This is a genomic window from Lactobacillus sp. N54.MGS-719 (assembly GCF_000980505.1).
Lineage (GTDB): Bacteria > Bacillota > Bacilli > Lactobacillales > Lactobacillaceae > Lactobacillus > Lactobacillus amylovorus.
Genome location: NZ_LARO01000054.1, coordinates 1 through 9,266, shown reverse-complemented (window position 1 = coordinate 9,266; position 9,266 = coordinate 1). Strand labels below are relative to the sequence as shown.

The 9,266-nt window shown below is 35.6% G+C and carries 10 protein-coding genes and 3 pseudogenes; 9 read left to right on the top strand and 4 right to left on the bottom strand.

Annotated elements, in window-relative coordinates:
- Positions 1-184: 184 nt before the first annotated feature.
- Positions 185-649, top strand: coding sequence for an IS200/IS605 family transposase (gene tnpA / locus WS44_RS08120; protein ID WP_013641431.1), 465 nt, complete (start codon positions 185-187; stop codon positions 647-649).
- Here the strand turns inward: tnpA and WS44_RS08115 are convergent.
- The 4 genes and pseudogenes from WS44_RS08115 to rpsU all read right to left on the bottom strand — a co-directional run bounded on the left by WS44_RS08115 (position 615) and on the right by rpsU (position 3,009).
- A pseudogene (locus tag WS44_RS08115) lies at positions 615-1,996 on the bottom strand (Nramp family divalent metal transporter). The gene tnpA and the pseudogene WS44_RS08115 overlap by 35 nt on opposite strands.
- An 80-nt stretch (positions 1,997-2,076) precedes the next feature.
- Complete coding sequence (locus WS44_RS08110) at positions 2,077-2,400, bottom strand: metal-sulfur cluster assembly factor (protein ID WP_013438082.1); 324 nt, start codon at positions 2,398-2,400, stop codon at positions 2,077-2,079.
- Between the two features lie 57 nt (positions 2,401-2,457).
- Positions 2,458-2,637 (bottom strand): annotated as a pseudogene (locus WS44_RS10110) (ATP-binding cassette domain-containing protein); the annotation flags it as partial.
- Between the two features lie 195 nt (positions 2,638-2,832).
- Complete coding sequence (gene rpsU, locus WS44_RS08105) at positions 2,833-3,009, bottom strand: 30S ribosomal protein S21 (RefSeq protein ID WP_002880182.1); 177 nt, start codon at positions 3,007-3,009, stop codon at positions 2,833-2,835.
- 176 nt (positions 3,010-3,185) lie between these two features.
- Here rpsU and WS44_RS08100 point away from each other — a divergent pair, with 176 nt between their 5' ends.
- The 8 genes and pseudogenes from WS44_RS08100 to WS44_RS10105 form a co-directional block, all read left to right on the top strand.
- Positions 3,186-4,022 carry a pyruvate, water dikinase regulatory protein gene (locus tag WS44_RS08100; protein WP_013438084.1) on the top strand — a complete coding sequence of 279 codons (837 nt, stop codon included), beginning with the start codon at positions 3,186-3,188 and terminating at the stop codon, positions 4,020-4,022.
- Positions 4,023-4,184: 162 nt separating this feature from the next.
- A complete protein-coding gene (locus WS44_RS08095) occupies positions 4,185-4,700 on the top strand; it encodes a M23 family metallopeptidase (RefSeq protein ID WP_046433981.1) in 516 nt (171 codons plus the stop codon).
- A gap of 107 nt (positions 4,701-4,807) precedes the next feature.
- On the top strand, positions 4,808-5,335 hold the full coding sequence (gene msrA, locus WS44_RS08090) for a peptide-methionine (S)-S-oxide reductase MsrA (protein ID WP_013438086.1): 528 nt from the start codon (positions 4,808-4,810) through the stop codon (positions 5,333-5,335).
- Between the two features lie 93 nt (positions 5,336-5,428).
- Positions 5,429-6,307 carry a YitT family protein gene (locus WS44_RS08085; RefSeq protein WP_046433980.1) on the top strand — a complete coding sequence of 293 codons (879 nt, stop codon included), beginning with the start codon at positions 5,429-5,431 and terminating at the stop codon, positions 6,305-6,307.
- A 176-nt stretch (positions 6,308-6,483) separates the two neighbouring features.
- Complete coding sequence (locus WS44_RS08080) at positions 6,484-6,903, top strand: hypothetical protein (RefSeq protein ID WP_013438088.1); 420 nt, start codon at positions 6,484-6,486, stop codon at positions 6,901-6,903.
- Positions 6,904-6,972: 69 nt separating this feature from the next.
- Entirely contained in the window at positions 6,973-7,371 is a 399-nt protein-coding gene (locus WS44_RS08075) for a hypothetical protein (RefSeq protein WP_046433978.1), read from the top strand.
- Between the two features lie 23 nt (positions 7,372-7,394).
- Complete coding sequence (locus WS44_RS08070; protein ID WP_014565915.1) at positions 7,395-8,042, top strand: hypothetical protein; 648 nt, start codon at positions 7,395-7,397, stop codon at positions 8,040-8,042.
- Between the two features lie 438 nt (positions 8,043-8,480).
- A pseudogene (locus WS44_RS10105) lies at positions 8,481-9,035 on the top strand (MFS transporter); the annotation flags it as partial.
- Positions 9,036-9,266: the final 231 nt, after the last annotated feature.

The window sequence follows — 9,266 nt, the reverse complement described above, 5'->3', positions numbered from 1 at the left end:
GTTTAATGATTTTCTTTTGCTTAGAACTAGGATAAAAGCGAAGCTTAACGCCAAAATGATAGGCTAAACTGCTCATTCTTTTCATGTATTTCACCTCCTTGTATTATTGTAATTTGATTATAGCCTATGTATATCTTATAATCAACAGTAAATAGATACATAGTAGACGAAAGGATATTAGACTATGAATAATAAGAGAGACAAAATAAAAGACGCAGGCTATGAAAAACACTACGTCTATAATGCACACTATCATCTAATTTGGTGTACTAAATACCGCAATCAAATCTTTACTAACCAAGACCTGGCTCAAGAAATGCGAGACCTGCTCAAGCAAATAGCTGAAGATAATCAAATCAAAATTGAAAAAATGGAGGTAATGCCTGAACATATTCATTTGCTTATCAGCTTTAGACCATCAAAATCAGGTTCAAGCGTAGTCAAAGCACTCAAAGGAAGAAGTGCTTTTTTATTCTTCAAGAATCATCCCGAAATTAAGCAAAACAAGATGTGGGGCGGACATTTATGGTCACCCAGCTATTACTTTGGCACGGTAGGGAATATGTCTAAAGAAGTAGTAGAAAAGTACATTAATGACCAGATCTACAATGCCGTTAGAGACGGCAAGCCCTATCCATCCCCGCATTAAAATACGGGGATTTTCGGGCGTTTTTCATTAAATAGGCTACTACTTTTGCTAAATCTGGATTGCAAAAATTAAATGTCACAAAAGTCTCTGGTAAATTATACAGATTCAAAAAAATCAATATTAACAAGGAGTTCCACCCCAGTACCGATACCACGTAACTATTAGCAAATTCACCCATTAATTTTTTATTATTAGTCAAAATTAATAATGGAATTATTGTAAATGGTACGGCAAAGGCTAAAAATACCTGTGAATTTTCCATCAACATATTCAAGACAAAATGTTGTTTTGCAATTGAATCATTTGCAGTTAATCCTACACATATGATTACTGGAATCACCGAAAACAAGCGAGTGATCAATCGTCTAGCCCACATTGGCATTTTCAAATGAATAAAGCCTTCCATCACTAACTGACCTGTCAAAGTTCCAGTAATCGTTGGGTTCTGACCTGAAGCTAGGAGCGCAATTGCAAACAAAGTCGATACAGCTCCAGTCTTTGCAACATTTATTAATATTGGATTACTCAACATTACCGTATTATTAAGCGCGTCATACAAGCCAAAGAACGAACCGTCTCGAACAGCCCCACTCTTAAAAACCGCGGCTCCCATTATCAGCAAAAGCGAGTTAATAATAAATGCAATTGTTAATTGAATATTGGAATCAGTCTCAGTATACTTGACCGCTTGACGAATTTCTTCTTGATTACGAGAGTTAATTTTCCTAACCTGACAAATACCAGAATGAAGATAAAAATTATGAGGCATAACTGTTGCGCCAATAATTCCTAAGCTTCCTGATAATGGTGAAATACCTCCAACTACTACCGATATTTATCCAATTAGGTCTAGCTAGAATCACTTCATACGCAAAGATAAAAAGAATAACGAAAATCAAACACGACACTAATATTTCAATTTTTCTAAAGCCAATCTTGCCTAGAAATAAAAGAAACAGTACATCTAAAATAGTAATAAGAGTAGCTAAGATCAGCGGTATTTTGAATAATAAATTTAAAGCAATCGCAGCGCCAATTACTTCAGTAACATCTGTTACCATAATTGCAAGTTCTGCAATTATCCATAGAATCACGCTTAAAAACTTATCAGTATGCAGTCTAATAGCTTGGGCTAAATCAAATTGTGTTACGATCCCCAATTTAGTTGACAAGTTTTGCAGGAGCATCGCCATTAAACTCGATAATAAAATAGTCGAAATTAGTAAAAACTGGAAGCTTTGACTACCATTAATTGAAGTAGCCCAATTACCTGGATCCATATATCCTACTGCAACTAAAGCTCCAGGGCCTGTATAGGCTACGCCAAAATCCTTTATTTTTAGGCACTTAAACTGATTCGTTGATTTTAGCCAATGATTTTCCGTTAGCATATTTTAAAAGGTGATATTTTTTCATCTCTAGTCACCTTAAAGATGAATACCTAGAGTAAGCCTTGCAACTTGACTCATCATCTTCGGTGTCCATTGGGGATAGTAGACTAATTTAGCTTCGCAGTCTTTTACTCCATCAACTTGTAGTGCCGCCTTCTTAATCATATCTTGCAATAGTTCAATAATAGGACAGCCCATCGTAGTCAAAGTCCAATTAATATGACAAACATTTTGATCATCAACTTCAACTGAATAAATCAACCCTAAATCAACCAAACTCACGCCCAATTCGGGATCAATCACATTTTTTAAAGCTTCAAAGACTTCTTTTTCTTTTGATGAAAGACTATCTTCATACATTAGCCAATGGCTCCTTCCATTTGGAAACTAATCAAGCGATTAAGCTCAACTGCATATTCCATTAAGTAAAGTCTTACCCTCAGTAACACGATATTTAGTATTGCCCATGATTGTTTCAGATAAAGTTGATTTACCTGTACCGTTTGGTCCCATAATGGCGTGAATTTCACCTGTATGCATAGTGAGATTTACACCCTTTAAGATCTTCTTGTAGGTCTTCTTTTCCTCGTCTTTAACTTAAGACTTGACTTTTTAAAGTTATTCGCTTTTACCTACAAGATATAGTAGTATCAGTCTGATAAATGTCTATATATAGTCATTGATGCAACAAATAAAAAACGCAGCACTGAAATATTAATTATTTCAGTGCTGCGTTAATCAATTTTGGGAAAACAAAAAGCTCACCCATTCCCGGGTGAGCTCTTCAGATTATTAATAATGTCTACGCTTGCGTGCAGCTTCTGACTTCAATTTTCTACGAACACTTGGTTTTTCGTAGAATTCGCGCTTGCGGTATTCTTGTAAGGTACCACTTCTTGAAACGGAACGCTTGAAACGACGAAGAGCATCATCAATAGACTCGTTTTCGTGAACGATTGTCTTAGCCATGTGTGATCCCTCCTTCCATTTCTTGGCGTTACGCCATACATTTACTTAAATTATACCAAACAAATCTTAAGGGTCAACATAATTTTCAAATATTTTTTAAAAAAGTTAATCCTCAGAATTCGGTTGTTAATCCGCTTTCATTAATAGTATAATTATGAACAGAAAGAGGTGCTAATATGGCAGATACAAAAGACCCAAATGAATTAAACATTATCATTATTTCCGATGCTGCTGGTGACACCGCATTTAGCAACGCTACTGCGGCTGCTGCTGAATTTCCAAAGGCTAAAATTAATTATCGTCGTTACCCATTTATTACTAATGAAAAGAAATTGGATGAAGTTTTACAAGAAATTGAAAAATATCCAAATCTTGTAATCATCTACAGTTTAGTAAAAGATGAAATGCAAATGCCTGTTATCAAGTTTGCACGTGAACACAATATTCAATGCGTAGACATCTTCTCACCTGTAGTTGAAGCTATCCAACAGACTACTCACATGACTCCTGATCAGAAGATCGGTGCTCAACACAGTTTGAACCAAAAGTACTTCGACAGAATATCCGCAATGGAATTTGCCGTAATGTACGACGATGGTAAAGACCCTAAGGGCTTCTTGGAAGCTGACGTAGTTTTACTTGGTGTATCTAGAACTTCTAAGACTCCACTTTCATTGTTCTTAGCTAACAAGAACTTGAAGGTTGCTAACTTACCACTTGTTCCAGAAACTCATATTCCAAAGGAAATTTACGAGATTGATCCTAAGAAGATTATTGGTTTAACCAACGATCCATCTGTATTGAATGAAATCAGACGTCAAAGAATGATTTCATACGGCTTAAACCCAGACACTAGCTACTCAAGCATGGATTCAATCAACAAGGAACTTGAATCAGCTCAAGCTTTATACAAGAAGTTAGGCTGTTACGTAATCAATGTAGCTCACCGTTCAATCGAGGAAACTGCCGCATTGATTCTTGAACACTTAGGTATTGATGACTACGCTAAGTAATAAAATTTTCTTTTAAACAGGACTGAAAAGTATTCAGTCCTGTTTTTCTATATTTTGGTAAGTAGAAACAGTTTTGTAACGGTTACGTAAAACTACTACGCTTACAATAATTCTGGTCACATAAAGAAAGGAGATATTCAGGTACATCCTGATTTAATATAGATGAGATTTAAAAAACAATTAATCACTTTATTAGGCGCAGTGTTATTAGGTTCAAATTTAAATGTATCAACTGTAGTTGCAGCTGATGCTGCAGTTGACAGCAATACTACAACAACAACTACTGAACCAGAAAAAAATACATACAAATGGACTTACCCATTCAAGGCTTGTGACAAAATGTCCAAAGCGCAAACTTTCGGGATGACTGATTATATGCGTTCTGTTAACCCACCTTCATACTTCCACGATGGGTGGGACTTCGGTCACTCAGAAGTTGGCTACTCACCTGTTTACGCTATTCATGAAGGTACAGTTAAGAAAGTTGCTTATAATAGCGGCTTAGGCTGGTTCATTTGGATTATCAGTCCAGATAAATATGTAGAAATTTATCAAGAAGGCTTTAATAACAAGAGCGACATTTACGTCAAAACTGGCCAAAAGATCGGTAAATTAACTGGCTCTCACCTTCACTTAGGTTTGACTAAGACCACTAAGAAGTACATTAACAAGAAATAATTAAGTAAAAGAATCATCAAAAATTTTGGTGATTCTTTCTCTTTTGTCATATAATTAAAAACAATTAAGATTATTAAATGGTATTTAAATTAGAAAGGGAGAATAATATGAATAAACATTCAGACACGGCCATCTTTGCTGGCGGTTGTTTTTGGTGCATGGTGGAACCTTTCGACACCGTAGATGGCGTAGAAAAGGTCGTTTCTGGCTATAGCGGTGGTCATGTGGCTAATCCTACCTACGAAGAAGTTTGCAGCGGCAAAACCGGTCATACAGAAGCAGTCGAAATCACTTATGATCCAAGCAAGATTTCTTATGAAGAACTTTTAAATTACTATTGGCAAGTAACTGATCCTACCGATGCAATGGGCCAATTCCAAGATCGTGGCGATAATTATCGTCCTGTCATTTTTTACAATTCTGAAGCACAAAAAGAAGCCGCTGAAAAGTCTAAACAAGAACTTGCTGAAAGCGGTAGATTTGATAAGCCAATCGTGACTCAAATCGAAGAAGCCAAACCTTTTTACCCTGCTGAAGACTACCATCAAGGTTTCTATAAAAAGAATCCTGAAAGATATGCATTAGAAGAAGCCGGTGGCCGTGCTGATTTTATTAAAAAGCATTGGGATAAATAATTTTATTGGTTGGTCCCTGCCCTTATTTTTGTTAAACTTAGTATGCTAAAAACAATAAATATAGTTTGTATTTAAACTAAGGATTGACGCTATATGGATCAATTAGATAAATTCAACAGGCGCTATAACTTCTTGTCTAAGTTATCAGCGTCCCTCTTTTACTCAATTGCTGTGGCGGTTGCGTTAAACTTCTTCTGGACGCCAGGACACATGTACTCATCCGGAATCACAGGTTTTGCGCAGTTAATTAACACTGTCAGTGAACGATACTTACCATTCACGCTGTCCACCTCAATCATGTACTTCGTCTTAAACTTTCCATTGTTTATCTTGGCTTGGGTTAAGATCGGACATAAATTCACGTTCTTTACGATTGTGGCAGTTGTCCTAGGATCAATCATGATGCATGTCATTCAACCATTGCATATGGCTCTTGATCCTGTTGTCTGTGCGATCTTCGGTGCGACAATTAACGGTATTGGTACTGGTTTTGCACTTAAGAACGGAATTTCAACCGGTGGGCTGGACATCATAGGGATCGTTATTCGTCAAAAGACTGGTATTAGCTACGGTAAGTTTAATATCTTTATTAACTTGATCATTATTGCTGCAGCTGGTTTCATGTTTGGCTGGACAAGAGCTTTATACTCTGCTTTAACCATCTTTATTAACGGCCGTGTAATCGATGCTGTTTACACGCAGCATAAGAAGATGCAGGTTATGATCGTAACTCAGCATCCCCAACACATCATTGATGGTATTCAAAACAGAATGCACCGTGGAATTACCATTTTGCACGATGCTGAAGGTGCCTACAGTCACATTGAAAAGACGGTTTTGATCACTATTATCGACCGCTACGATATGTATGACATTCGTCAAATTGTTCAAAAAGCTGACCCATACGCTTTCATGAGCGTAAGTGAAGTTGAAAAGGTATACGGTCGCTTCAAGGAGCAAGAGATAGTCTAGAAAAGTAAGACAATTGAATATTTAACAAAAAACTCATATTGGAAGAAATTCCATTATGAGTTTTTATTATCTCTCGACTTTTATCTTCTCTACTATACTTAAGATATAATAGTTTTAAAAGGTTAACATTTCGGATAAATTAAAAACAACCTAGTATCATCATAAAGAGGATCAAAATGGCAATAATATTACTAATTTTAATTGCAATAATTATCTGGTTGTTAATTAAAATTTACGACTACAAAAAAATAAATACCAAATTATCTAAACAAAATAACGAATTAGCTGAGAGAATTAAATTACTAATTGGCACTTCTCAACTCCATTCTGAAAATTCGGATGAGAAATCAAGGCAAGGCTCAGAAGACAATAAATATGCGTCAATACCTCCTACACCTTTTAATGAGAAAAATGCAGCAGCTTGGAAAAAATATGAAGATGAGCAATCGAAAGTTTGGACCAAATACCGTAAAGTGCAAGAAAGCCAACCAGATTATGATAAACAATTTGGTAGATCATTTGATTATCCTAAGTACACCGACAAATATGATACAAATACAGATTTCAGTTTGCGTGAATTACTTCTATTAATTTAGTGGGGCAAAATCAAAAAAGGTAGACTTACCACCGCTAAAATCCCTAAATATTTTATCTTTACCTACAATTTGAATGTACCAAAAGTAACTCAAAAATTTATTGATAAAGGTTGGCTTGTTCAAGAAGATGACAGATACTTCTTATCAAAAGAAGCAAATCAAGTTACAGACTTCTATAGTGATCTATGGGAAATGCATCAAGCGGACAACTTTCCTATTTGCTTAGATGAAGATTTTCCTAATTGGAATCATGGGAAATTACTCATTACCTTCTACAAGAATGATATAGATTTTCAAAATAAATTAATTGATTATTATCACAAACTGGAATCATTCTACAAAAACAATCCAAAGTTCTTTTCTGATAAACAAATGCAAAATAATCATATTCAAGAGATTGAACAATCAGTTATAGAAGCTCAAAATGTGATTGATAAGAACAAAAAAATAATTAAAGCTATTGAATAAATAAAAATATAGAAAGGACTATCATGAGCTCATATTACGAATTAATTTGGAAAGAAAATGAACTAGATTCATACTCAACCGATAAACTTAACTTCATTTTTAATACGATCAACCATCCCTTCCCTGTTAGTTACCGCCAAATGTACTCCAACCGCTTGGAATGGCAAAAAGCTGTTAAGCATCACAACGATCTTATTCAAAAGGTAAAAGACACTATCAATACTCGCGACGACATCCACGATGTCAGAGAGGCCTGGCTCAAGCAACATGACAACGCTAAAACCACTACAGAAGATGGCTACACTATTGAGCAAATCGCCAATAAGTTGCCACATTTAGCTAACCAACTAGGAGCTTTCATGGAAATCGAAAACATCGAAATCAAGTACTTCGATGACGATTTTAAGCCGCGTTACGATTTAAACGACTTTAAAGACATCTTCAAAGAAAACTATAAGGATAGTGGCTTTAAGCAAACTGGTATGACTAAAGATGCCCTGTTGAAACTATATCCGCAAATTAACAAACAAGATCTCGAAAATGTCTTAGAAATGGCCGACTGCGAGCCAGAAACAGAAGATGGCGTGGAAGTCATGCCTTACTGGTATGCGGTAAACGCCAAAAGAATGCTTGTTGATGGCGATAGCTTCACAGAAACTTTTGATAATTAAACATCTAAAAAGACAACAGTTCAAAAAATCTGCTGTCTTTTTTACTTTCAATTGACTCTTGGATTTTATCCCTTAATGCTATAATTAATAAAGAAAAACTAGAATAAAAAGTATATTGAGATACTTTTTACGAAAGGAAACAACATTGGGATCTTTATTATTAGCCGTCATCTATTTAGCCTTTATTAGTCTGGGACTACCTGATTCGTTACTTGGGCCGGTTGGCCAGCAATGCAATCAAGTTTAAATGTACCGAGCTCTTATGCCGGCTATATTTCAATGACTATTTCTTTAATGACTGTAATTTCATCTTTATTCAGTCCACATTTAATCAAAAAAATGGCCGTCAAGTGGATTGTCATTATTTCAATCGCTTTAACTGTATGTGGTCTATTAGGGTTTTCTTCTGTCAACCAATATTAGCAATTACTTGTTTGGGCAATGCCTTATGGTCTAGGTACCGAATCAATTGATGCCGCCCTAAATTATTACGTTGCAAGTAATTATTCTCCACGGGTCATGAACTTCTTGCATTGTTTCTATGGTGTAGGAGCCATAATAAGTCCAAATATCATGGCATTTGCTTTACTCAAAGCTAATCGGCATGCGGGTTACCTATGGACTGCAATATTACAAGGATTTATCTTATTCGTTTGTATCATTTCTCTGCCACTATGGAAAGTTAACGAGAAAGCTAATGTAGACAGTGAAACCTCTGAATCAGTCGGCATCATGTCCTCATTGAAGGTACCTGGCGTGATTTTTACTTTATTCACCTTCTTTTCTTACTATGCAGGTGAAGCCACTTATTTTTTATGGACATCTAGCTATTTTGCCGGTACTAAAAGAAATATTAATTCGGAGCTCATTGCATCATTTGGTTCTTTGCTTTTTGGTGGTTTGATGTTAGGACGACTAATTGCTGGTTTTATCTCTCACCGCTTATCTGATAAAAAGCTCATTCGAATTGGTTTAATCACAGAAGCCATTTGAATTTTATTAGTGCTTATTCCATCATCTCAATACTACTTAGCAGTAATCGGTTTTCTAATTATTGGAACAGGCATGTGGCCTATCTATCCGGCTATCCAACATATTGCACCAGCTAACTTTGGTAAAAAATTTGGGCTCTTTGTCAAATGGTGTTGATAAAAGTCAATTAAAAATTAAATAATAGGGAAAGGCATTAGGCTGCTAAATAGTAGTCTGATGCTTTTTCTTTAA